This window comes from Streptomyces sp. NRRL WC-3742 (assembly GCF_000720635.1).
Classification (GTDB): Bacteria; Actinomycetota; Actinomycetes; order Streptomycetales; family Streptomycetaceae; genus Kitasatospora.
Genome location: NZ_JOCF01000003.1, coordinates 120,838 through 143,689 on the forward strand (window position 1 = coordinate 120,838; position 22,852 = coordinate 143,689).

Below are 22,852 nucleotides of genomic sequence, written 5' to 3' on the forward strand. Positions count from 1 at the left end.
CACGGCGTGACCCTCACGAGGCCGAACCTCCGACGCGGGTCAGCGCCGCGAACGCGGCGGGCATCCCCGCCCTCGGCTGCACCGGCGGGGTCAACTCCGCCGACCGGCTGGCCGGGACGGGCCGGGTGCTGTTCGGCGACATGCGCGAGCTACCGGAGCTGGTCGCCGCGCTCCGAGCGGGAGTTGACGCCGCGCGGCCGTCGGTAGAGTGGCCGGGACGGGCCGCCGACGAACCACTGGGGTGCAGGGTGCACGAGTTGATCCTCCGCCACGCGGCGGAGCGCACGGGGAAGACCGCCTTCACCGACGCCGAGGAAGCGGTCGACTACGGCGAACTCGCCCGCCGCACCGCCCTGGTGGCGGGCAACCTGCCCGTGGACCAAGGCGGCCGGGTGGCGTTGTTCCTGGGCAACGGGGTGCCCGCCGTCACCGCCACGCTGGGCGTCTGCCGCGCGTCCGCCGTGGGCGTCCCGCTGGACCCGCGGTGCGGCGACGAGGACCTCCGGTTCCGGCTGGAGGACAGCGGCGCCGACCTGGTCGTCACCGACCGCGAACACCTCGCACAGGTCAGGCGGGTGGCCGGGGTCCGGGTGGCCGCCGTCGAGGACCTGCTCGCCCCCACCCGTACGCCGCCGCGCGACGACCTGGCGCCGGACGCGCCCGCCTGGCTGCACTACACCTCCGGCACCACGGGGGACCCGAAGGGCGTGCCGTCCACGCAGGAGGCGTGGCTCCGGTCGGCGGAGCACGCCTACCGGGGGCTGCTGGGCATGTCCGGCGAGGACCGGCTGCTCTGGCCGCTGCCGCTGTTCCACGCCTTCGGGCACTCGATGTGCCTGGTCGGCGTCCTGGCCCTGGGCGCGAGCGCCCACCTGATGGACCGCTTCACGGCGGACGGCGCCGCCGCCCTGCTGCGCCGTACGCCGTTCACCGCCCTGGGCGGCGTGCCCACGGTGTTCACCCAACTCCTGGACCTGGACGCGCCGTTGCCGCCGCTGTGCCTGTCGGCCGGGGCCCCGCTGCCGGAGGGGCTGCGGGAGCGGTTCCGCCGCAGGTACGGCCGCGAGCTCCACGACGGCTACGGCAGCACGGAGGCGTCCGGGAAGATCGCCGTCGACGGCGTCCTGCTGCCCGGGACCGAGACCCGGTTCGTCGACGGCGAGATCCATCTGCGGACGTCCGGCAGCGATGGGTGGCACGCCACCGGGGACCTCGGCCGGGAGGAGGGCGGCCGGCTGGTGGTCACCGGGCGGGCGAGCGAGACGATCATCCGGGGCGGGGAGAACCTCCACCCCGCGGAGATCGAACGCGTCCTCGCCCGCTGCCCGGGCGTCCGGGACGTGGCCGTGGCGGGCGAGCCCGACCCCGTCCTCGGCGAGGTGCCCGTCGCCTACGTCGTGGGCGAGGCGGACCCGGCGGCGCTGCTCGCCGCCTGCCGCCGCGAACTGCCGCCCCACCGGGTGCCGGAGGCCGTCCGCACGGTCAGCCGGATCCCGCAGACCCCCTCGGGCAAGCCGGTGCGGCGGCGCCTGCGCTTCCAGTACCTGCTCGACGTGGTGCAGCGCGAGACCGGGCGGATCACGGGCCTGCCGCCCGACGCCGACCAGCCGTTCGCCGAGGCCGGACTCGACTCGCTCGGCACCGTGCGCCTGCGCGACCGGCTGGTCGCCGAGCTGGGCCTCGCCCTGTCGCCGTCCCTCGTCTTCGACCACCCCACGCCCCGCGCCGTCGCCGACCACCTCACCGGCGGACCGGCCGGCCCGCCGCCGCCCGTCCGCCGGGCCACCGACCCGATCGCGATCGTCGGCATGGCCTGCCGCTACCCCGGCGGGATCAACGGGCCCGAGGACCTCTGGCGGGCGGTCGCCTCCGGGCAGGACGCGATCACCGGCTTCCCCACCGACCGGGGCTGGCCGCTCGAGGAGCTGTACCACCCGGACCCCGACCACGTGGGCACCAGCTACGTCAGGCACGGCGGATTCCTCGCCGACGCGGCCGAGTTCGACGCGGGCTTCTTCCGCATGTCCCCGCGCGAGGCCCTGGCCACCGACCCGCAGCAGCGACTCCTGCTGGAGACGGCCTGGCAGGCGTTCGAGCGGGCGGGCATCGCCCCCGAATCCGTGCGGGGCAGCAACACCGGCGTCTTCGTCGGCCTGATGTACAACGACTACGCCGGACGCTTCCACGGCACCGCGCACCAGCTCCAGTCGCAGATCGCCCTGGGCGCGGCGGGCAGCGTCGCCTCCGGGCGGATCGCCTACCACCTGGGCCTGCACGGGCCCGCCCTCACCCTGGACACGGCCTGCTCCTCCTCGCTGGTCGCCATGCACCTCGCCGCGGACTCCCTGCGCAGCGGCCAGTGCGACCTGGCCCTGGCGGGCGGCGCCACCGTCATGGCCACGCCCGACAGCTTCGTGGTGTTCAGCCGCCAGCGGGGCCTCGCCCCGGACGGGCGGGTCAAGCCGTTCTCCGCCGCCGCCGACGGGACCGCCTGGTCGGAGGGCGTCGGGCTGCTCGTGCTCGAGCGAGTCTCCGACGCGCTGCGCAACGGGCACCCGATCCTCGCCCTGCTGCGGGGCTCCGCGGTCAACCAGGACGGGGCGTCCAACGGGCTCACCGCGCCCAGCGGGCCGGCGCAGGCGGCCGTGATCCAGCAGGCGCTGGCCGACGCGGGGCTGACCGGCGCCGACGTCGACGTGGTCGAGGCCCACGGGACCGGCACGGCGCTCGGCGACCCGATCGAGGCGGGCGCGCTGCTCGCCACGTACGGGCAGGACCGGACGGACCCGGTGCTGGTCGGCACGGTCAAGTCCAACCTCGGGCACACCCAGGCGGCCGCCGGGGTCGCGGGCGTGATCAAGAGCGTGATGGCGATGCGGCACCGCAGCGTGCCCGCCATGCTGCACGTCGACGAGACGAGCCCGCAGGTCGACTGGTCGGCCGGCGCGCTGCGCCTGGTCACCGAGCGGACGCCGTGGCCCGAGCACGGGCGTCCGCGCCGTGCGGGGGTGTCGGCCTTCGGGATCTCGGGGACCAACGCGCACGTGATCGTCGAGGAGTACGAGCAGCTGCGGGTGGCGTTCCTCCTGCGGGGGGAGCGGGACGAGGAACGGGAGGGGTCGTCACGGGGGCCAGCCGCCCGGTACCCCGAGTACGCCGAGGCGTACGAGGAGGCGCGTGCGCAGTTCGAGCCCGGGGACATGCCCGCCCACATCGCGCACTTCGCCCACTTCGCCCACGAGGTGGCGCTGTACCGCCTCCTGGAGTCCCGGGGCCACCGCCCCGACGCGCTGATCGGGCGCGGCCCGGGGCGGATCGCGGCGGCGCACGTGGCCGGCGTCCTGTCCCTGGCGGACGCGGCGAGGCTGGCCGGGGCCCACGGGAGGCCGCAGTTCGCCGAGGTGGCGGAGGGTCTGACGTACTCCCCGCCGGTCGTCCCGATCCTCGGGGTCCGCCCGGAGGAGGTCGGGGAGTGGGTACGTCGGGCGGGGGAGCCGGTCGGCGGCCTCGCCGAGCAGCTGGCCATGGCCGGAGGCGCCACCGTGGTCGACCTCGGCTCGGGCGGTTCCGTCGAGGGCGTCATCCCCACCACGGACCCCGAGCAGGCGATGGCCCGGCTACGGGGCACCCGCGCCTTCCAGCGGCAGCGCTACTGGCTCGACCGCGGCGCCGAGCACCCGCTGATCGAGTCGACCGTGACCGTGCCGGGCACCGGCGAGGTGGTGTGCACCGCCGACCTCAGCCCGGTCTGGCTGCGCGACCACCTCGTCGACGGAACGGCGGTCCTGCCCGCCACGGCGATCGTGGAGCTGGTCTTGTACGCCGGGGAGCGGGCCGGCTGCTCCGTCATCGACGAACTGGTCCTGCACGCGCCGGTGCCCCTGCCGCAGACCCGCCGGGCCGAGATCGTCGTCCGCCCCGGCGAGGACGGCGCGCGGCCGTTCGAGGTCTACGCGAACGGGGTCCTGTGCGCCGACGGCCGCCTGGCTCCGCCGGTCGGTGACGGGCGGCCCGCGCCGGAGGTGGACCTCGGCGCCTGGCCCCCGCCGGACGCCGAGGAGCTCGACGTCGAACAGGCCGACCGAGGGCACGGGCCCGCCTTCCGCGGGCTGAGCCGGATGTGGCGGCGCGGCGACGAGCTGTTCGGCGAGGTCCGCGGCGAGTTCCCGGACGCGGGCCGGTTCGCGCTGCACCCCGCCCTGTTCGACGCGGCCCTGCACCCGGCCCGGCTGCTCGACGACGGCGTGCCCTTCGCCCTGCGCGGCGTCCACCTGCTGGCGCGGGGCGCCACGGGACTGCGCGTGCGCATCCGCGAGGGGCGGATCGACGTGACCGACCGGACGGGACTGCCGGTGGCGCACATCGAGTCGCTCACCGTACGGGCGACGGGGACGGGCCGGGGCACGCTGTTCCGCCCGTCGTGGCGGCGGGTCCCCGGCCGACCGCAGGGCCGCGTCCTCGACGTACCCCGGGGCGAGGCGCCCGAGGCCGCCCTGGCGCTGGTCCTGCGCGAACTGCAGGCCGGCCACGAGCACTTGACCGTACGGGTCCGGCCGGACGACCTCGCCGGAGCGGCCGTCGCGGGCCTGGTCCGGGTCGCGCAGGCGGAGCACCCCGGGCGGTTCACCCTGGCCGAACCCGGCGACGGTGAAGCAGAGTTCGTGGCCGAGCGGGCGGACCTCGCGCCCGTGCCCGGCGGCGGAGCCTTCACCTGGCGCGGGACCGTCCTGATCACCGGAGGCGGCGCCCTGGGCCGGGCGGTCGCCGACCACCTGCGGGGTAAGGGCGCTCGCGTCGTCCTCGCGAGCCGCAGCGGCGAGACGAAACTGGACGTCACCGACCGGGCCGCCCTCGCCGCGCTCCTCGACTCGATCGAGGACCTGCGGGCCGTCATCCACACCGCCGGGGTGCTCGACGACGGAGTCCTCGCCTCGATGACCCCGGCGCGGATGGACACGGTGTGGCGCCCCAAGGCCGAAGCCGCGCGGCACCTCCACGAGTTGACCGCGCACCGGGACCTGGACGCCTTCGTGCTGTTCTCCTCGGCGGCCGGCGTGCTCGGCCACCCCGGGCAGGCCAACTACGCGGCGGCCAACAGCTACCTCGACGAACTCGCCCGCCACCGGCGGCGGTTGGGCCTGCCCGCCCTCTCCCTCGCCTGGGGCCCGTGGACGATCGGGATGGCGGCCGGCCTGACCGGAGGCCCCGGCCTGCTGCCCCTCACACCCGCCGAGGGCGTGGCACTGCTGGAGGCGGCGCTCGGCACCGACGAGCCCGTCCTGGTACCCGTCGCCCTCGACCGCCGGACCGGGGCGAAGGCGGCCGAGAGGCCCCAACCCAACCGGCCCACCCGGTCCGCGAGCACGTTGGAGCTGGTGTGCGCCGAGGTGGCCGCCGTGCTGAGCTACCCCGACGTCGAGCCGGACACCCCGATCTCCGACCTCGGCTTCGACTCCCTGACCTCGATCGAACTGCGCAACCGCCTGGAGGAACGCACGGGCCTGCGCCTGCCCGTCACGCTCGTGTTCGACTCCGCCACGCCCAGGGCAATCGCCGAGCACCTGCAGCCGCAACAGTCCCCGGCCCCCGACACCCTCACCTCCCTCCACCGCAGGCTGTGCGAGCTCGGCAGGCCCCGCGAGGCCATGCACCTGCTCGTCTCCGCCTCCTGGGCGCTGCCCACGTCGACGGCCTTCCCCACCACCGCCCCCCAACGCCTGAGCGACGGCGACGTCCCGGCCATCGTCTGCTTCCCCGCCTTCGTCTCCCCACCCGGCGAGTACGGCCCCCTCGCCCGCCACCTGCCCGGCCTGTGGCTGGCCCCGCACCCCGGCTACGACGGCGGCCCCGTACCCCAGGACGTGGACGCCCTCGCCCTCGCCCACGCCGCCTCCATCCGGCAGCTTTCCCGCCCGGTGGTCCTGTTGGGCCGCTCCACCGGCGGCCTGGTCGCCCAGGCCGTCGCCGACCTGGTCTCCGCCGAAGCCGTGGTCCTCCTCGACACCCACCCCGTCCGCGACGAGGAACCCCTCACCGAACTGGCCGGCCGCACCGCGATCGACCTCGCCGCCCCCGCCCTCGCCGCCCTGGGCGCCTACGCCCGCATCTTCCTCGACTGGAAGCCGTCCCCGACCACCATCCCCACCCTCCACCTACGCCCCGGCGACATCCCGGGCGACCACCACTCCCTCCTCACCGAACACGTCGCCACCACGGCGGACGCCATCCGCACCTGGCTCACCCGCACGCTGCGCCCCGGCGGCGACGGCCCGGGAACGACAGGCCCTTGAGCCGCTGGATGACTACCCCTACCGGGAGCCGTGGACCTGAAGCCCCCTCACGGGGCCGGGCGGGCCGCCTGCCAGTAGGAGGGGTCGGCGGGCGGCCGGGTGCGGAGGTCGGCGCGGACCTCCTGGGCGAGCCGCCGGGTGTCGCGGCGGTTGATGTTGGCGCCGATGCCCGCGCCGAGGAGGAGCGGGGTCAGGGTGGGCAGGCGGCGGATCCAGCTGCGGGTGAGGCGGCGGCGGACACGGCGGCGGACCTCGGCGCTCAGGGTGAGGGCGGCGAAGCCGGCGGGGCGGAGGAGGAGGCGGGCGTCGATGCCGCGCCGGTCGGCCCAGGCCGCCAGGTAGGCGCCGGCCCGTTGGGTGGCGGTGCCGGCCGCCGGGGCGCCGTAGACCTCGTGCAGCTCGGCGACGAGTTTCACCTCGACGGCCGCCACCGCCAGGATCTCGGCGGCGATCTCCATCGGCATCGCGGGCGGCACCGGCAGCATCGCCGCCGCCCCGACGCCGGCGCCGAGGGCGCCGCAGGCCCGGGTGGCGCCGGTGACCAGCAGGTCGGCCAGGGCCTCGGGGTCCTGCGCGCCGGGGTGCTGGGCGCGCAGGGTGGCGAGGTCGCGGACGGGGATGCGGGGCGCGGCCCGGACCAGCTGCTCGGTCAGCGCCCGCCCGCCGATCGCCGTACCCCGGGCGGCGGCCCGGCCTCCCCGCCCCAGCGCCCGTGCGCCCTTGGCCACCAGCGCCCGACCCCGCCCGTGCGGCGACTCCCCGGCCGGGCCCTCGGCCTCCTTGACCAGCTCGGCCAGGCCCTCGGCCAGTGTTCCTTCAGTACTGAGTTGCTCGGAACGATCCGGTTTGCGGAATTTCGTCATGCGCTCGCGGATACCCCGCACGGCCGTCCGTCACGCCGCCATGCCTTCGTATGGCGGTGGGACCGGGCCCGGCGAACGACGCACCGGGCCCGGCCGTGGATCTCGGGCTAGAACAGAACGTCGGTGCAGGAGTAGAAGGCGTTGCCGGTGTCGGCGATCGTCCACACGGACACGACCACGTGGTGGCCGGTGCGGCCGGTGGGCAGGGTCGCGGTGTGGGTGGTGGTCGCGGCGGGCTGGCGGCCGTTGTACGGGACGGTGAGGAACGGGTTGAGGTCGAGCGAGGCCCGGGTGATCGGCTGGCCGGCGTCGTAGCCGGGCTTGGTGAGGTAGTACTTGAAGTTCGTGGTGGAGTGCCGGGCCTCGATCTCCCAGGTGAAGGTGAGCTGCTGGCCCCCCGTCACCTTGGTGGTCGGCCAGGCGCCACCGTGCGGGTCGTCGAGCGGGGCCCACCGCCCGTCGGCCCCGGCGCAGATGGTGCCGTCCGCCGGCCCGCGGGTCGGGAAGCCCTTGGGGCCCTCGACGCTCTGCGGCTCCCACTGGATGTCGCCGCAGTCCCACGGGACGGCGTTGGCGCCGCAGAGCGCGGAACGGCTCGGCGGGAGGTTGATGAAGCCGTGCGACTGGGCCGGTAGGGCCGTCGCGATCGGCAGGATGATCGCGGCCGCGGCGGCCCCGATCAGGTAGCGCTTGCGCATGGTGCTCCTCCGTGGGGGTGGATGGAGTGTGTGCCCGGCGCGGGACATACGCGTACGCGTGGGGGTGCGCACGACGACCGGCCCGAGGGGCGTGGCATGCCCACGCCAGAGCGGTTGCGCACACCGTAGGATCAGGCTTCCCCCCGCGTCAATGGTCTGAACCATTTGCGCCAAGGCCGGGCGGGGCCGCGACCCCGGCGCCCTTCGAGAGCTCCGACCCGCGCGCCACCGACCTGCGCGCCACCGACCCGCGCGCGACCGGCCGCCGCACACCTGAGCCACCGGCCCTGCGTTCGTCGGCCGTTGCACCGGGCGGGCCTGCGGACGGACGATGGGCGCGCACCCGTGGACCCGCGGGTCGACCGGCAGGAGGAGTGATGGATCCGTTGGAGGACTGGCTGGAGGGCATGCAGCCCCGGCTCGTCGGCCTGATCGACTTCGAGCTGGAGGAGGGCGCCCTCCCGGACTACGGGGCGGCCTCGTTGGCCCGTCTGGAAGCCGAACTGCTCGCCCGGCCCGTTCCGGCCGCCGACTTCCTGGAGCGGGTCGCGGGCTTCCTGGGCGAGGCCCTGCTGACCGTGGCCGGCGGGGGCTGGCGCTGGGACGAGCGCCTCGCCCTGCCCGTCGTCTCGCCGGACCGGGCGCTCGGCCTTCCGCCGCTCTGCCCGGCGCAGATCGTCGACAGGGCACGGCGGTTGCGCGGCGGGGATGAGTTCGGCCGCGCGTACCGGGGCCTGGAGGCGGCCGTTGCCGAGCGGCGGTCGGCGGTGCCGGGATGGGAACCGGCCAAGGAGCCCACCCCCGGACTGGACCGCGATCTCACCGTCCGGGGAGGGGAGTTCCTCGCCCAGTGGCTGCCCGAGCGCGCCGCGCGGCACCCGGCCTGGCTCGCCACGTACGCGCGGCGGCCGCAGCGATGGGACTTCTCCGCCGGCTCCCTGGGCGAACTGGAGCAGACGTCCCGTCAACTTGTGGGCAGTTCCGGCGAGTTGGCCGACCATCCCGACTTCGCGGACGGGGCGGTCTGGTACCTCGGTGAGGTGCTCCGGCCCGCGATTCGGGCGCAGTGGAACTACTACCCGGGCGATCCGGCCGACGGCATGTTCCTCGGGCGCCCGTTCCTCGACCAGCTCCTGCCCGACGGCGAGGTCGCCGTGCCGTTCCTGATCCTTCAGATCGCCCTCGACGACCGTGCGCCGGGCGTACTCCGGCGCATCCACGACCGGTTGGTCTGAGCCTCCCCAAGCGCGGTGGGCGCGGCTACCGTCAGGGGCCGAAGCATCTGACGAGGGGAAAGCCGGATCATGGGTGGTCGCCGCCGGGTCCTGCCGTTGTCGCTCGGGCTGATACTCACGGCCCTGATCGGCGTGGTCGGTTTGCCGAGCGCCGGCGAGGCCGCGCCCAGACCGATTCCGCTGCCCACGTTCGGCGGCGCCGCGCCCACCGCCGCCGACCTGCCGGGCGGCGCCCACCCCGTCTCACCCGGCCCCGTCCAGGTCTACCAGTACCCCAACGCCGCCGAGGCGTTCCGGGGCCGGGCCCAGCCGAGCGACGTCGAGGTGGAGGCCGCGCGGTACAGCGACAACGCCGACAAGGCCGGCACCTGGGAGCACATCCTCACGAGGTGGCGGGAGTACCAGCTCCGGAAGGACGCCGAGCTGGCGGCCTACACCGCGGACCCCGCGAACAAGGAACGCCCCTCGCGCAAGCAGCCCTGGAAGACCTGGCTCAACGGGCAGATCCCGAGGCAGGGCAACGACGCGCAGGGGAAGGCGTTCCAACTGCACGTCGCGGAGCGGTTGCGGCTCGGGGCCGACTTCGGCTGGAAGACCGAGGTGCAGGTGCCGGAGGTGAACCGCCAGTACGACCTCGCCAACCCCGAACTCGGCCTCTACTACGAGGTCAAGTCGGGTACGGGCATCGACCTGAAGACGGAGTTCCCGCGCGACAAGGCGTTCGTCGAAGGGGAGCGGGGGAAGCCCAACCCGCGCACGCTGGTCTACATCTTCCCCAGCGAGCCCACCAAGGCGGCCAGGACGGCCCTCCAGAGCGCGGGCATCCCGTACTTCGTCGTGCCCGCGAAGAAGCAGCCGGTCATCCCGGGCGGCGGAGGTCAGCAGAGTGGCGGAGGTCCGCAGGGCGGCGCCGCGGTGCCCGACGACACCCTGCGTGCCCCTGATCAGTTCCAGGCCCCCGGCGCCGCCCCGGAGGAGATCACCGGCTCTCCGGAAACCGCCGAGGACGCGGTGGAAGCGCGCGCCGTCCAGAAGGAGGAGTCAGAGGCGTCCGGGCACCCCGAACTGGCCGAGGACCTCGGCGGCGTCGACTTCTCCACCCTCGAACTGCGATACGTCTCCGACACCTACCACCACGGCCCCGGCGTGCAGTACGCCTTCAAGGCCAACTCCCTGGAGCCCGATCAGAACTCCTTCGGCGGAGCCCGCAACGCCCGCCTCGCCTCCGACTCCTTCTTCGTCTGGCTCGAACTGCCGCCCTCCGCCTTCACCGTGAACCTCAACCCGGACGAGCCGGACCGGATCATCGACGCCAAGTTCGGGAAGACCGACGCCGGCCGGGTGCTGCTGGAGGCGGACCTGGCGATGAAGAAGATCGTCGCCAGGTTCATCCACCCCGACACCCCGGCCGGGCAGAAGTTCTGGGACTCCCTCCAGGGCGACACCAAGTGCATCTCGATGCGGCAGTGGATCGTGCCCGACACCGCCACTGTCCGCGACACGGGCGACGAACTGTACATCCTGGACGCGCCGTTGCTGGTCAAGATGGAGTCGGACGTCGTCAAGGCCCAGGGCGTCGGCGGCTCACCCGGCTGCACCCAGCAGGACAAGGCGGTCACCAAGCACAACGAGGACGTCTACCGGCAGACCATCCTTCCGCAGGTCCAGGACGCCGTGAACCGCGCGCCCGAGTACGCCGACCTGCGCCGGGTCTACGCCAGCCGGGTCGCCGCCGAGTGGTTCCGCCAGCGCAGCACCACCAAGCACACCGCGTACTCCGACCTGGTCGGCAAGGGCGACATCAGCCAGTGGTCCTCCCGGGAACCCTGGTCCCCGCGCGAGGTCTTCGACCGCTACGTCCAGTCCTACAAGAACGGCGAGTTCAAGGTCACCCACACCACCACCAGCGGCGAGACCGTCTACACCTACACGTACGTCTACGGCGGCGTGAACTTCAGCCGGATCAACCAGAACCGGGTGAGCGCCGAGAAGTTCGCCAAGGACCACCCGGAGCTGGCGGCCGCCGCACGGGGCGCGCTGAACGGGCCGAGCGGCGACGGGAGCGGGCTCTGGCTCGGCGGCCAGACCACCGCCGTACCGCCCGCGGAGGCGTTCGCCACCCCGCCGCAGGCGACGTCGAACCGGCTCTTCTACCCGCTCGCGGCCACACCGCTGGTGCTCTGGCTGACGGTCGGCGGCGTGCTGCTGCTCCGTCGGCGGCGGATGGCGGCCCGGGGGAGCACCCGATGACGGCGACCGCCTGGACGGCGGCACCTTCCGAACGACCCCGCCGCCCCGCCGCGCCGGGCACCGTGTTCGCGGCGGGCTACCTGCTCGCCGGGGCGGCCTCGCTGGCCCTGGTGGCCGCGATCGGCGCGTTCTTCGCGATCCCCGAGTACAGCGACCGGCGAGCGGAACAGGCTGCCGACCCGCAGGCCGGCAGCGCCGCCGCGACCGGCCTGGTCGCCTTCGGCACGACGGCCGCGGTGCTCGCCGCCGTCATCCTGGTCCTCGCCGTCCTCGCGGCCCGCGGACGGCAGCCGGCCAGAGTGCTCGCCTGGATCGTGGGCGGGCTGTCGGCCGTCGCCGCCGTTGCGATCCTCACGACGGACGCCTACGGCTCGCTCTCCTGGTTCCGCAGCCTGATCGAGCTCACGGCCGCCGCCGTGCTGGTGCTGACGGTGCTCTCCCTCACGCTCCTGGCGCTGCCGCGCTCCCACCGCTTCTACCGGGCCACCCGCCCGCCGCGCCGCCAGGCTCTCCCCCTGCCGATGCCGCCGCTGCCTCCTCCGCCCCAACCCACCGGCTACTCACGGCCGTTGCCCAGCACGTCGGTCCCACGGCCCGACTACCTCACCCCACCTCCGGGCCACCGCTACCCGCCACCGGCGCCCGGGCAGCAGCCGGGCCACGATGGCTGACGCCGGCTGCCGGCTTCCCGGCCGCTGACGTCAGGGTGACGATGTGGTTGGCGAGCGGCCGTTCGCGCTCATTCGCGCTCATTCGCGCTCATTCGCGTTCAGTCCGGGCTCATTCCGGGTCCTCGGCCGCGAGGAGCTGATCCGCCGGCGGGTCTGAACGGGCCTGATGTTCGGCCCCGAACGACAGAGCTCCCGGGGATCGGCCGGACTGGACCGGACCTGACAGCGGCGTGACAATGGCGGCGGAGAGGGCCTCGCGTGCAGAGCGAGGACGGTGATGTCCGAAGGGGCGGGATGTCCGCGCAGCAGGGCAAGGAGCGTTTTGAGCGCTGGCGGGATCTGATCGGGCGGACCAGGGCCGCCGAGACGACGAGTGAGCACGTGGACGACTTCACGGCGCAGGTACGGCGTCTCGACCTCGGGCCGTTGGTGCTGCTGGGGTCGTCGTTCCCGTCGGCGCGGTTCCGGCGGACGAAGCGGCTGATCCAGCGTTCGGACCAGGAGCTCTACCATCTGACGCTGCTGACCTCCGGAGTGCACGGGCTCAGGCGCGGCCGGGACCAGGCGGAGACCTTCGGCGCAGGGGACCTCGCCCTCATCGACAGCTCCACCCCGCACGATGTGCACCTGTCCGGGGAGCAGGACCCGGGCGGGGGACGGTCCGAGGTCGCCGCTGTGGGCCTCGACCTGCCCGCCTCGCTGTTGCCGGTGCCGCCGCACCGGCTTCGCGACCTGCTCGGCCGCAGGCTCTCCGGCCGGGAGGGGACGGGTGCGCTGCTGGCCGAGTTCCTGCTCGGGCTGGACCGGCAGGGCGCCGGCCTGAGGCCGGCCGAGGCGGGCCGTCTCGGCGCGGTCGTGGTCGACCTGGTGGCGGCGCTGGTCGCCGGGGAGCTCGATGCCGAGTGCGCGCTGCCCGAGGACGCCCGGCAGCGGACCCTGGTGGAGGGCGTCCGGGTGTTCATCCGTGGCAACCTGCACGACCCCGGGCTGACGCCTCCCGTGGTCGCCGCCGCCCACAACATCTCCGTCAGCCATCTGCACCGCCTCTTCGCGCGCCACTTCCCGGGGGAGACCGTGGCCGGGTTCATCCGCGCCCAGCGGATGAGGAAGGCCCACCGCGAGCTCGCCGACCCGGGCCTTCGGGACCTCACGATCCGGGCCGTCGGCGTGCGCTGCGGCATGCCCAACCCCTCCGACTTCGGCCGCGCGTTCAAGGCCGCCCACGGCCTCACCCCGCGCGAGCACCGTCTCCTGGCCGACGCGAAAGCGACCGCCTGAGCAGGCGGGCCCTTCGGTGGTCGCGGGCTCAGCCCTCGCGGGGGAGGGGATGATGCCGAGGCCGTTCCTGAGGGTGAAGACCGAGATGAGAGCACCAAGTTTGACAGATCTTCAAGTTCTCTTGGTCACCCCGTGGTTGTCGCCATGGCCTTCGGCTCGGTGCGCCGCCAGGACGGAGGCGAGCAGGCCCGGGAAGCGGGCGTCGAGTTCCGGGCGGCGGAGGGCCATGATGCGGCTCTTGCCCTCCTGGCGGGTGGTGGTGAGGCCGGCCTCGCGGAGGATGCGCCAGTGGTTGGAGAGGGTGGAGCGGGGCACCGTGAGCCACTCGGGGCTGCAGGCGCTCTCGCCCTCGGCGGCCATCCAGCGGACGAGGGCGAGGCGCACCGGGTCGCCGAGGGCGTGGAGGACGGCGGCCAGTTCCAGATCGTCTGCCATGGCAGTAGTATGCCGATCGTTTCGACGTTTCGGGAAAGTCGAAATGATCAGCCGTAGCCGTCGTCTGCCGAACGGAGTGTCAGCCATGCCCGCACTCGCCACCCTCGCCCGCGTGTACGTGGACGACCTGGACACCGCGCTGCCCACCTTCACCGCCCTCGTCGGCGAGGGGCCCCGGCTGCGGTTCGAGTACCGCGACCTCGAACTGGCCACCGTCGGCGGCTTCCTGCTCATCGCCGGCACAGCGGAGGCGCTCGCGCCCTACCGGGACACCCACGCCACCGTGCTGGTCGACTCCCTCGACGACGTCCTCACCACCGGCACCGTCCTCGACGGCCCCAACGTGGTGCCCACCGGCCGCAACGCCACCCTCCGGCACCCGGGCGGCGCGATCATCGAGTACGTGCAGTTCCAGCCCGCCTGAGACGTCCCGAGAGGACGTGGCGAGGGGGCCCTGCGCGACGCAGGGCCCCCTCGCCACGTCCTCAACCGCTCACAGGTTGGCGCACTGGCCTGCGCGGGTGCCGTGGACGGTGTTGGGGTTGCCGCCGTTGGTCGGAGGCGGGGTGTTGCCGGTGCAGTGGAGGGAGCCGCGGATGGTGTTGCGCTCGATCTCGGCCCGGTCGTCCTCGGGGAACGGGCCGGTGCCGGTGGTGCCGTTGACCTCGACCGAGCCGCCGATCCGGTTGGCGACCAGTTCGGCGCCACTGCGGTTGCCGGGGCAGCCGTCGCCGGGCGGACCTGGCGCGGGGTGGACGGGCCCGGGCGGTCGGTCCGGTCGCGTGGCTGGTCGCTCGCGCCGCCCTGGCTCGTCGCCACGCTCGGTTCGACGGCCCCGGCGGGCCCCGCCCAGGCGTGGGCGGACAGCAGGAGCGGTCCGGCGGCGAGCGACAGGGCGAGGGCCGCGCTGAGCGGGCGTCCGAGGAGGATCGGTCTCCGGGGTGTGCGGATGGCACGCGTCAGTCCTCTCGGTCACATGGCAGGGCGGTGACATCCTGTGATCGAGAGGGGTTCGACGGTGACGCGGCGCACCCGGTCCGTACTTCGTTCGATGGCGGGATACCGTCCGTCAGCGCAGCGTGGGGCGTCTCAGTCGTTCGGCCGCCCGGCCCGCCCGAGGGCGGCGGTGAGGCTGTCCAGGACCTGGGCAGCCGGGGGTTGCCGGGGGCTCAGGGCGTCGATGGGCAGGCCGGACCAGTCGAGGTCCGCCAGGTGGGCGGCCAGGAGGCCGACGCGCTCGCGGTAGAGGGCGTCCCGGTCGAGGTCCGAGAAGGCGGGGGGCAGGGCCTCGCGCAGCTCCTCGAAGCGGTCGGCGGCCGCGGTCACCAGGGTGCGCAGCACCTTCTCCCAGCTGACGCCGCTCAGGCCGATCGTGAGGTGCAGGGAGGGCTCGTCGGTGGTGTCGCCGACGTGGACGAAGCCGTGCGGGATGTAGAGGCACTCGCCCTCCTTGAGCACCACGTCGAGCACCGGCTGCGCCACGGCCGCCGGATCCACCGGCTGCACCCGGTTGGGCCAGCGCTTCGCCGGAGGGCTGATCCGCCAGCGCTTCGAGCCGTGCAGCTGGCGGAGGAAGACTCCCAGCAGGTCGAAGTGCGGCTTGACACCGCGTGCTCCGGGCGGGGTGAGGAAGGCCGTGCTGTCGACCTCGTAGCCGGTCGCGCGGGAGACCTCGGCGGCGAAGGCGGAGACCTCCGGGCTGTGGGTCTGGAGCTCCTCCAGGACGAGGGTGGCGCCCCGGGCGACCAGCTCGGTGATCCTTCCGCCGTCGGCGAGTCCCTCCCGGCTGCGGGGGCTGGTGCCGCGGTTGCGGCGGTAGAGCTCGCTCGGGAGTTGTTCGCCGTTCCTGAACAGCCGGACGGCGGTCAGCGGCAGGCCCGTGTGGATCATGCGTTCGGCGGCCGCCAGGGAGAAGACGTCGCCGAAGTCGTCGAGCCCGACACTGACGAACGGCTCGCGCTCCCAGGCGCGTTGCAACGTGGGGAGGTCGTCCACGAGCCGGAGCAGACTGTCCACGGAAACCTCCAGGAGCGATCGAGCGGGCGATCGAGCGAGCGGGCGATCGAGCGAGTGGGCGGGTCGGGCGTCGGGGCGCGGGAAAGCCGGTGCGGTGGTGACCGCACCGGCCGGGATTCGACGGGGCGCGCCGCCCCGTCGGTCCGTCAGCTCAGGCCGCGCCCTGCTGGATGCCACAGGGGGCTGCGTCCTCGTCCTCGTCGCCGGCGCTGTGCGCGATGACGTCGTCCGGCACGATGCCCTGCTGGACGCCGCAGGTCGAGGGGTTGTCGTCGTCGTCGCCTGCGCTGTGCGCCTGCACATCGGGCTTGGTCATGGGGGACTCCTCTCGTCAGGGCCGGAACCTCGTCCGACTCCAGGGCGACGCTATGAGGGCGCGGTTGGGCTCCGGTATGTGCGCGGCTTCCTGACAGCTTGTCCGCGGGGGCGACGCAGGGCCACCGAACCGTTACGGATCGCGCGCACGTTCTTGTCAGTCCCCCGGGTTGTCCCGCAAGCTGACCGGACACGCGCACATGCCAACGAGGGGGTCCCGTATGGGCGGGGGCAACGCTGTGTCAGGTCCTCTCCGGTTCTCGGTGCTCGGGCCGCTGCAGGTCCACTGCGCCGACCGACGGCTCCAACTCGGGCCCTACAAGCAGCGCCTGCTGCTGGCGGCGCTGCTCTGCCGCGCCAACACGGTGCTCTCGGTGGACCAGTTGACGCAGGTGCTGTGGGACGGCGACCAGCCGCGCACGGCGAGGAAGAACCTCCAGGTGTACGTCTCCGCGCTGCGCAAGATCGTGCCCGACCACATCGACCGCCTGCCCTACGGCTACACGCTGCTGGCGGACGCCCAGGAGTCCGACCTGCTGCGGTTCGACCAGCTGGCCGCCGCGGGCCGGCAGGCCCAGCGCAGGGGCGACCCGGCGGGCGCCTCCGCCCTGCTCGGCCGGGCGGTGGGGCTGTGGCGCGACCGGCCCCTGGTCGACCTGCTCGACAGTCCCTTCGCCGTACGGGAGTCGCAGCGGCTGGCGGACCGCCTCCTGGAGGTCTACGAGGACTGGGCCGAACTGGAGGTGGAGGCCGGCCGGGCGCACGGACTGCTGGACCGGCTGGGCGAGTTGGCAGGCCGCTACCCCTTCCGGGAGCGGCTGGTGGCGCTGCGGATGACGGCGCTGGAACAGGTCGGCGGACGCCGCCAGGCGCTGGCCTGCTTCGAGGCGCACCGTCAGTTCATCGCCCGCGAGCTGGGCCTCGATCCGAGTGCCGTACTGCGCGGGCTCTACCGCGAGATCCTGGCCGGCGAGCAGTCGCCCGCCCCGCCCCGGCCGACGGCGGCGGCACGCCTGCGCCCGGCCCAACTCCCGCGCGACCTCTCCGACTTCGTCGGCCGCTCCGAGCCGCTCGCCGCGCTGACGGCGGCACTGACCGCCGACGGCCCCTGTCCCGGCGTGGTGCTGGTCTGCGGCCCCACCGGGGTCGGCAAGAGCGCGCTGGCCGTCCACGCGGGCCACCTGGTCGCCGACCGCTTCGAGGACGGCCAGGTCTTCGTCTCTCTCAGCGAACCGGACGGCACACCGCGACACTGGCACTCGGTGCTCACCGAACTGCTGCGCAGCACCGGCCTGGACATCGCCCCACCGGCCGAGGAGGCCACCGCGCTCGCGCTGTGGCGCTCCTGGCTCGCCGAGCGGCAGTTCCTGCTGGTCCTCGACGACGCCACCGGCGAGGCGGACATCCGGCGGCTGCTGCCGGGGCGCGGGCCCAGCCGTACGGTGGTGACCACCGCCCGCAAGCTCAGCGGGCTGGAGTGCGTCCACCGCCTGGAACTCGGCGAGTTCACGCCGTCGGAGGCCGGCGAGCTGCTGAACCGGGTGCTCGGCGGCGACCGGGTCGCCGGCCACGAGCAGGCGCTGCCCCGCATCCGGCAGCTGTACGGGCTGGCGCCCGTGGTGGTGCGGGCGCTGGCGGCCAAGCTCACCGTGCTCGGCCACCTGTCCCTGTCCGCGTACGCCGACCGGCTGGGCCGGCTTCCGGTGGCCCTGGACGAACTGATGGTCGGTGGGGTCTCCCTGCACGACGGCTACCGCCGCTTCCACCGGAGCCTGACACCGTCCCAGCGCGCCGCCTTCGACGCCCTCGGTGCGCTGCCCCGGGCCGCGTTCGACCTGGCGGGCCTGCGGGCGGTGCTGGACGGGGTGGACGGCCTGGCGGGCCCCGTCGAACGGGTCGCCGAGGAGCTGATGGAGGCCAACCTGGTCAGCGTCACGGGCGACGAGGACGAGGTGACGGCCCACGCGGCCCATGAGACCCATGCGGCCCATGAGACCCACGCGGCCCACGCCGTCCGCTACCGGATGCCGCCCCTGGCCCACCGCTACGCCGCCGCGCTGCTGCTCGGCAACACGCAGATGCAGAAGGGGAGTTGAGCCGATGGTGCGCCGATCGCCCCGCTCAGCGCACCATGCCCGCCAGCACCTCGTGCAGCGAGTCGACCAGCCGCAGACCGCTGGCCCGCCGGTCCTCCGGCAGCTCCGCGAGCAGCCGGACGATCCCGGCCAGCCGCGCGAACTCCCCGCCGCCCAGGGCCAGGGCCCCGCGTGCGGCCCGACTGCGGACCAGCCCTGAGAGCGCCAGGCCGGCCTGGGCCGCGAAGGCGGTCAGGAGGTCGAGGTCGGACATGCTGGAACGGGACTGGGGGTGCGGGTCGAGCACCTGGATCACCCCGAGCACCTCGTCGCGGTGCATGACCGGGGCGGCCATGATGGCGTCGGGGACGAAGCCGGTCCGCTCGGCGAGGTCCTGGGCGAACAGCCCGTCGCCGGCGAGCCGGTCCACCGTCATCGGCTCGCCGGTGTCGGCCACCCAGCCGGCGATGCCGCGGTGGGCCGGGAAGCGGGTGCCGACCAGGAAGTCCTCACCCTCCCCGGAGACCGCCTCGAAGACCAGCTCGTCGTGCTCCCGGTCGAAGAGGAAGATCGAGCTCGCGGCCGCGCCGAAGATCGAACGCGCCACCTGCACGATGGAGGCGAGCAGCTCGCGGTCCTCCGGTCCGGGGTCGGCCAGCGCTCCGGAGATCGCGGCGACCATCGCCGTGGAGTCCGTGGGGTGGTCCATGGTGTCAGGCTCCTCGCACGTTGGCGGCCGTCAGGTACAGGATGGTCTTCAGCTCGAAGCTCGTCAGGTACGGGTGCTTGCCGAGGATCAGCGCGCAGAGCCCGGTCACGTGCGGGGCCGCGAAGCTGTTGCCGGTGTTGCGGGTGGTGCCACCCTTCAGCGCCGCGACCGGCACGGCCTGGCCGCGGGCGAAGAACTCCACGGGCGGGGAGGGGTTGTAGAGCACCAGACCGGAGTCGTCCTCGGCGTGGCTGCCGACCGACACCACCGAGGAGAAGCGCCAGGGGAAGCTCTCGATCCGGGCGTTGTGGGCCGAGGCGACGATCACCGACCGGCTGAAGTAGGCGCGGTCGGCGAGTTCGCGCAGCACCTGGTTGAACTGCGGGCGGGAGGTGGACAGGCTCAGGTTGATCACGTCGAAGCCCTGCTCGATGGCCCAGGCCAGTCCGGTCAGCAGCGCCTGGCCGCTGCCGCCGCCGTTCTCGCCGAGGATGCGCACGCTGGACAGCTCGCAGCCGGGCGCGACCCCTCGCACGATGCCGGCGCACGCCGTGCCGTGCCCGCAGACGTCCGCGGCGGCCACCGGCACCACCGTCGGCTCGCCGTCGCGCTCGACGACCGCGTGGCTACCGGCGAGTTCGCCGACCATCGGGTGACCGGGCTCGACGCCGCTGTCCACCACGCAGACCCGGACCCCGCTGCCGTCCGCCCCGCCGTACGCCCACGCGGGCGTGACGCGGTGGGCCCCGTCGGCGGCGACCGGGATGTCCGAGGGGCGTCGGTCCAGCAGGTTCCAGGTGAGGGCGCCGCCGCGGGGGTTCCCGGCGGGTGCTTCGGGCGTGGTGGTCATCGGTCGGTGCCAGCTCCTTCGCCGTCTCTCCCGACAGCCGGATCTCCCAACAGGCGTTCGGTGTGCGCGAGTGCCACGAGGTGCCCCTTCCCGGCGAACTGGCGGCGGGCGACCCCCAGCGCGCCACGGGCCCGCTCGGGCAGCCCCGCCGCGGCCCTGGCACAGGCCAGGTCCAGGCAGGCGGTGCCCCGGTCGGCGGGCGAGTCCGTCCGGTAGGCGAACAGCACCGCCCGGCGGGCCAGCGCCAGGGCCTCGCCGTGCTCGCCGCGCAGCGCCCGTATCCTGGCCCGCACCCCGCAGGAGTCGGCCTGCACGCCCGGCTGCCCCTCGGGCACCGCGAGGTCCTCGACCAGCGCCGCCGCGGCCGGCCAGTCACCGTCCGCCAGGTGGAGGCGGGCCAGTTCGAGCGAGCAGGTGCGGACCAGTTCCGGCGCCCGGAGCGCACGGGCCGCCTCCAGGGCCTCGCCCAGTGCCTCACGGGCCCGGGGCCGCCGGTCGGCCAGGACGGCGAGCATCCCGTCGAGCAGCGGCCCGAACACCCGGCCCTCGGCGTGCGCCAGGGCGGCCATCGCCTGCCGGGTGGCGGCCAGGCTCTCGGCCGCGAGGTCGTCGCGGCCCCGCAGCGCGTGCAGCACGGTGAGCGGAAAGCCCAGGGTGCCGCGTACGGCGGGCCGGTCGGCGCCGTGGGCCGCCAGCAGCGCCTGGCAGCGGGCCACCGCGGAGTCGGCGGGTTCCGGGCCCCGCCAGAGCGAGAGGCCCGTCGCACCCAGGGTGTTGGCGAGTTCCCGGTCGGCCCCGACGGCGAGCGAGTGGGTCAGCGCCAGGCCCAGCGTCCGCAGCGCCTCGGCATGGCGGCCGCGCCGCCGGCAGCACCCCGCGAGCACCAGCCGGCTCCGGGCCAGGCCCAGCTGGTCGCCGGCGGACTCGAACACGGGAAGCGCCACGGCCGCCGCGTGCTCGAGCGCCGCCTCGTCGGAGGCGGAGGCGGCCAGGTGCAGCCTGGCGTGGGCGGCGGTGGCGGCCGCCCCTGCCGTGTCGGCCTCGGCGGCCGCCCGGGTGAGCAGGTCGCGGGCCTGAACCGGCCGCCCCAGGGTGAGCAGCACCTCGCCCAGCCGCTGCAGGAGCTCGGGGCGGCCCTCGTCGCCGGGGGCGGTGAGCTCGGCGGCCCGTTCGAACAGGGTCAGCGCCCAGGGCAGGTCCACCCGGTCCAGCGCGCCCGACCCCGCCCTGACCAGGTGCCGCACGGCACGCTCGCGCAGCCGCAGACCGTGCTCGTCCAGCCGGACGACCGCGCTGCGGTAGCGGTACGCCTGCTCGAAGTGGGTGCCGATCAGGGCGTCCGGCCGGCCCGTCCGCACCAGGAATCCGGCGTACCGCTCGTGGAGTTCGCCGCGTCGCAGCTTGGTCAGCCCCTCGTAGGCCACCCGCCGGGTGACCCCGTTGACGAAGCAGTAGGCCGCGCTCGCCCCGAACGGTCGGCGCACCGGCCGCACCAGCCCCCGCCGCGACAGCGTCCGCAGCACCGCCGCGCGGCCCTGCTCACCGTCCTGCTCGCCGTCCTGCTTGCCGTCCTCCGTCGGCGCCGTCAGCTCCGTCAGCTCCGCCAGGTCGGCGGCGTCGAACTCGAGGCCCACCACGGACGCGTGCCGCAGGACGGTGCGCTCGGTCTCGGCCAGCCGGTCGATCCGGGCCGCCAGCAGCGACTGGAGCGTGGGCGGCAGCTCCCGGATGCCGCCGGTCTCCTCGACGGTGGCGGCCAGCTGCTCCAGGTAGAGCGGGTTGCCGTCCGCCTGGGCGACGATCTGTTCCGTCGCGCCGCCGTCGTGCAGCGCCAGGTCGACGAGGTGGGCCGCCAGCACGGTGGAGTCCGCGGCGGACAGGCCCGTGAGCGTGACCGTGGTCGAGTTGGCGCGGCCGGTACCCCAGCCGGGGCAACTGTCGATCAGCTCGGGCCGGGCCAGGCAGAGCAGCAGGACCGGAAGCCGGCGCGTCTCCTCCACCAGCCGCTCCAGCAGGCCCAGCAGCGGCTGCTCGGCCTGGTGCAGGTCGTCCAGCACCAGCAGGACCGGGTGCGTGGCGGTGAGCTCGGTCAGCACATGGGCGAGCGCGGCGCAGGTGGCGTCCACGGACGGGGCCGGGGTGCCGTCCAGCAGCAGGCCCGTCCGCAGCAGCCCGATCGCGTCGGCGGCGCCGCTGGTGAGCGCCCCCTGCTCCGCCCGCGACAGCTCGGCGATCAGCGGGTCCAGGCATTCGGCCAGGGCGTGCAGCGAGCCGCCGGTACCGGGCGCCCGGCACCGGCCCGCGCCCACCGGGCGGTCGCAGCGGCGGAGCCACTCCTCGACCAGCCGGGACTTCCCGATGCCCGCCTCGCCCAGCAGGGTCAGCACGTGCACGTCGCGTTCCTCCACCACCCGCAGCCAGGCCAGGTCGAGTTCGCTCAGGTACCGCTCGCGTCCCACGAAGGGCACGTCCGGGCGGCGGGCCTGCCCCGGACTCGGCTCCGCCACGTCCACCAGCAGCCCGGCCTCCACCTCCTGGGCCACGCCCTTCAGCCTCAGCGGGCCGACCCGTTCGACGGTGAGGCCCGGTTCGGCGGCGCGCCAGGTCTGCGCGCTGAGCAGCACCGTCCCCGGGTCGGCCGCCGCCTGCAGCCGGGCGGCGATGTTGACCACCTCGCCGGAGACCAGGGCCTGACGGCTCGTCGGATCAGCCGTGGTGACCACCTCGCCGGTGTGCACCCCGATCCGTACCCCGAGCCGCACCCCGTGGTCCCGCTCCAGCTCCGCGTTGAGCCCGTCCAGTGCGGCCGGCATGGACCGGGCCGCCGCCAGCGCCCGGTGGGCGTCGTCCTCCCGGGTGGCGGTGAGGCCGAAGACCGCCATCACGGCGTCGCCGATGAACTTCTCCACGATCCCGCCGTGCTCCTCGATCCGCTGCTCCATCAGCGCGTAGTAGCGCAGCAGGATGGCGCGCAGCAGTTCGACGTCCAGCAGGCCGGAGAGCCGGGTCGAGCCGACCAGGTCGCAGAAGAGCACCGTGACGATCCGGCGCTCCTCGGCGGCCTGCTCCCCACGTACGGCCGTGGGGGCGCCGCACCGGGCGCAGAACCGCGCCCCGGCCGGGGGCCGGACGGCGCACGAGGGGCAGCTCACGTTCCCGCCTCCCCG

The 22,852-nt window shown here is 74.5% G+C and carries 16 protein-coding genes; 7 read left to right on the top strand and 9 right to left on the bottom strand.

Annotation, left to right across the window (positions count from 1 at the left end; all coding sequences use genetic code 11):
* The first annotated feature begins 257 nt into the window (after positions 1 to 257).
* Positions 258 to 6,290, top strand: coding sequence for a beta-ketoacyl synthase N-terminal-like domain-containing protein (locus IH61_RS49870; protein ID WP_158844571.1), 6,033 nt, complete (start codon positions 258 to 260; stop codon positions 6,288 to 6,290).
* A gap of 47 nt (positions 6,291 to 6,337) precedes the next feature.
* On the opposite strand, the gene IH61_RS0102960 is transcribed toward IH61_RS49870, so the two are convergent.
* Positions 6,338 to 7,153, bottom strand: coding sequence for a hypothetical protein (locus IH61_RS0102960; protein WP_234326997.1), 816 nt, complete (start codon positions 7,151 to 7,153; stop codon positions 6,338 to 6,340).
* 107 nt (positions 7,154 to 7,260) lie between these two features.
* Positions 7,261 to 7,851, bottom strand: coding sequence for a lytic polysaccharide monooxygenase (locus IH61_RS0102965; RefSeq protein WP_031064417.1), 591 nt, complete (start codon positions 7,849 to 7,851; stop codon positions 7,261 to 7,263).
* Positions 7,852 to 8,228: 377 nt separating this feature from the next.
* Here IH61_RS0102965 and IH61_RS42425 point away from each other — a divergent pair, with 377 nt between their 5' ends.
* The 4 genes from IH61_RS42425 to IH61_RS0102985 all read left to right on the top strand — a co-directional run bounded on the left by IH61_RS42425 (position 8,229) and on the right by IH61_RS0102985 (position 13,285).
* Complete coding sequence (locus IH61_RS42425) at positions 8,229 to 9,086, top strand: hypothetical protein (RefSeq protein ID WP_031064419.1); 858 nt, start codon at positions 8,229 to 8,231, stop codon at positions 9,084 to 9,086.
* A gap of 69 nt (positions 9,087 to 9,155) precedes the next feature.
* Entirely contained in the window at positions 9,156 to 11,336 is a 2,181-nt protein-coding gene (locus IH61_RS0102975; protein WP_158844574.1) for a hypothetical protein, read from the top strand.
* On the top strand, positions 11,333 to 12,007 hold the full coding sequence (locus IH61_RS0102980; RefSeq protein WP_031064424.1) for a hypothetical protein: 675 nt from the start codon (positions 11,333 to 11,335) through the stop codon (positions 12,005 to 12,007). The genes IH61_RS0102975 and IH61_RS0102980 overlap by 4 nt, the downstream gene beginning before the upstream one ends.
* 294 nt (positions 12,008 to 12,301) lie before the next feature.
* On the top strand, positions 12,302 to 13,285 hold the full coding sequence (locus IH61_RS0102985) for a helix-turn-helix domain-containing protein (RefSeq protein ID WP_031064429.1): 984 nt from the start codon (positions 12,302 to 12,304) through the stop codon (positions 13,283 to 13,285).
* Positions 13,286 to 13,396: 111 nt separating this feature from the next.
* On the opposite strand, the gene IH61_RS40280 is transcribed toward IH61_RS0102985, so the two are convergent.
* A complete protein-coding gene (locus IH61_RS40280; RefSeq protein ID WP_031064432.1) occupies positions 13,397 to 13,720 on the bottom strand; it encodes an ArsR/SmtB family transcription factor in 324 nt (107 codons plus the stop codon).
* Between the two features lie 85 nt (positions 13,721 to 13,805).
* Here IH61_RS40280 and IH61_RS0102995 point away from each other — a divergent pair, with 85 nt between their 5' ends.
* Entirely contained in the window at positions 13,806 to 14,144 is a 339-nt protein-coding gene (locus tag IH61_RS0102995; RefSeq protein ID WP_031064436.1) for a hypothetical protein, read from the top strand.
* A gap of 69 nt (positions 14,145 to 14,213) precedes the next feature.
* Here the strand turns inward: IH61_RS0102995 and IH61_RS46700 are convergent, their stop codons facing one another.
* The 3 genes from IH61_RS46700 to IH61_RS46705 form a co-directional block, all read right to left on the bottom strand.
* A complete protein-coding gene (locus IH61_RS46700) occupies positions 14,214 to 14,696 on the bottom strand; it encodes a hypothetical protein (protein WP_158844577.1) in 483 nt (160 codons plus the stop codon).
* Between the two features lie 113 nt (positions 14,697 to 14,809).
* Entirely contained in the window at positions 14,810 to 15,736 is a 927-nt protein-coding gene (locus IH61_RS0103000) for a JmjC domain-containing protein (RefSeq protein WP_051836154.1), read from the bottom strand.
* Positions 15,737 to 15,887: 151 nt separating this feature from the next.
* Positions 15,888 to 16,052 (bottom strand): hypothetical protein, encoded by a 165-nt coding sequence (locus tag IH61_RS46705; protein ID WP_158844580.1) that lies wholly within the window; start codon positions 16,050 to 16,052, stop codon positions 15,888 to 15,890.
* 238 nt (positions 16,053 to 16,290) lie between these two features.
* On the opposite strand from IH61_RS46705, the gene IH61_RS0103010 reads away from it, so the two are divergent.
* Positions 16,291 to 18,147: an AfsR/SARP family transcriptional regulator gene (locus IH61_RS0103010; protein ID WP_158844583.1), complete on the top strand. Its 1,857-nt coding sequence runs from the start codon at positions 16,291 to 16,293 to the stop codon at positions 18,145 to 18,147.
* Positions 18,148 to 18,172: 25 nt separating this feature from the next.
* Here IH61_RS0103010 and IH61_RS0103015 read toward each other — a convergent pair whose 3' ends face one another.
* The 3 genes from IH61_RS0103015 to IH61_RS0103025 are packed head-to-tail and all read right to left on the bottom strand — an operon-like array spanning position 18,173 to position 22,837.
* Positions 18,173 to 18,835 carry a GAF domain-containing protein gene (locus tag IH61_RS0103015; RefSeq protein WP_063763119.1) on the bottom strand — a complete coding sequence of 221 codons (663 nt, stop codon included), beginning with the start codon at positions 18,833 to 18,835 and terminating at the stop codon, positions 18,173 to 18,175.
* Between the two features lie 4 nt (positions 18,836 to 18,839).
* Positions 18,840 to 19,685 carry a S8 family peptidase gene (locus IH61_RS0103020; RefSeq protein WP_031064451.1) on the bottom strand — a complete coding sequence of 282 codons (846 nt, stop codon included), beginning with the start codon at positions 19,683 to 19,685 and terminating at the stop codon, positions 18,840 to 18,842.
* Positions 19,682 to 22,837: an adenylate/guanylate cyclase domain-containing protein gene (locus IH61_RS0103025; RefSeq protein ID WP_051836156.1), complete on the bottom strand. Its 3,156-nt coding sequence runs from the start codon at positions 22,835 to 22,837 to the stop codon at positions 19,682 to 19,684. The genes IH61_RS0103020 and IH61_RS0103025 overlap by 4 nt, the downstream gene beginning before the upstream one ends.
* Between the last annotated feature and the right edge of the window lie 15 nt (positions 22,838 to 22,852).

Bases quoted from the DNA above. Each gene is read 5' to 3' on its own strand.
- IH61_RS0102975 (WP_158844574.1), top strand. From the start codon at position 9,156: ATGGGTGGTCGCCGCCGGGTCCTGCCGTTGTCGCTCGGGCTGATACTC.
- IH61_RS0103020 (WP_031064451.1), bottom strand. From the start codon at position 19,685: ATGACCACCACGCCCGAAGCACCCGCCGGGAACCCCCGCGGCGGCGCC.
- IH61_RS46705 (WP_158844580.1), bottom strand. From the start codon at position 16,052: ATGACCAAGCCCGATGTGCAGGCGCACAGCGCAGGCGACGACGACGAC.
- IH61_RS0102985 (WP_031064429.1), top strand. From the start codon at position 12,302: ATGTCCGCGCAGCAGGGCAAGGAGCGTTTTGAGCGCTGGCGGGATCTG.
- IH61_RS0102960 (WP_234326997.1), bottom strand. From the start codon at position 7,153: ATGACGAAATTCCGCAAACCGGATCGTTCCGAGCAACTCAGTACTGAA.
- IH61_RS40280 (WP_031064432.1), bottom strand. From the start codon at position 13,720: ATGGCAGACGATCTGGAACTGGCCGCCGTCCTCCACGCCCTCGGCGAC.
- IH61_RS0102995 (WP_031064436.1), top strand. From the start codon at position 13,806: ATGCCCGCACTCGCCACCCTCGCCCGCGTGTACGTGGACGACCTGGAC.
- IH61_RS42425 (WP_031064419.1), top strand. From the start codon at position 8,229: ATGGATCCGTTGGAGGACTGGCTGGAGGGCATGCAGCCCCGGCTCGTC.
- IH61_RS0102965 (WP_031064417.1), bottom strand. From the start codon at position 7,851: ATGCGCAAGCGCTACCTGATCGGGGCCGCCGCGGCCGCGATCATCCTG.
- IH61_RS0103015 (WP_063763119.1), bottom strand. From the start codon at position 18,835: ATGGACCACCCCACGGACTCCACGGCGATGGTCGCCGCGATCTCCGGA.
- IH61_RS0102980 (WP_031064424.1), top strand. From the start codon at position 11,333: ATGACGGCGACCGCCTGGACGGCGGCACCTTCCGAACGACCCCGCCGC.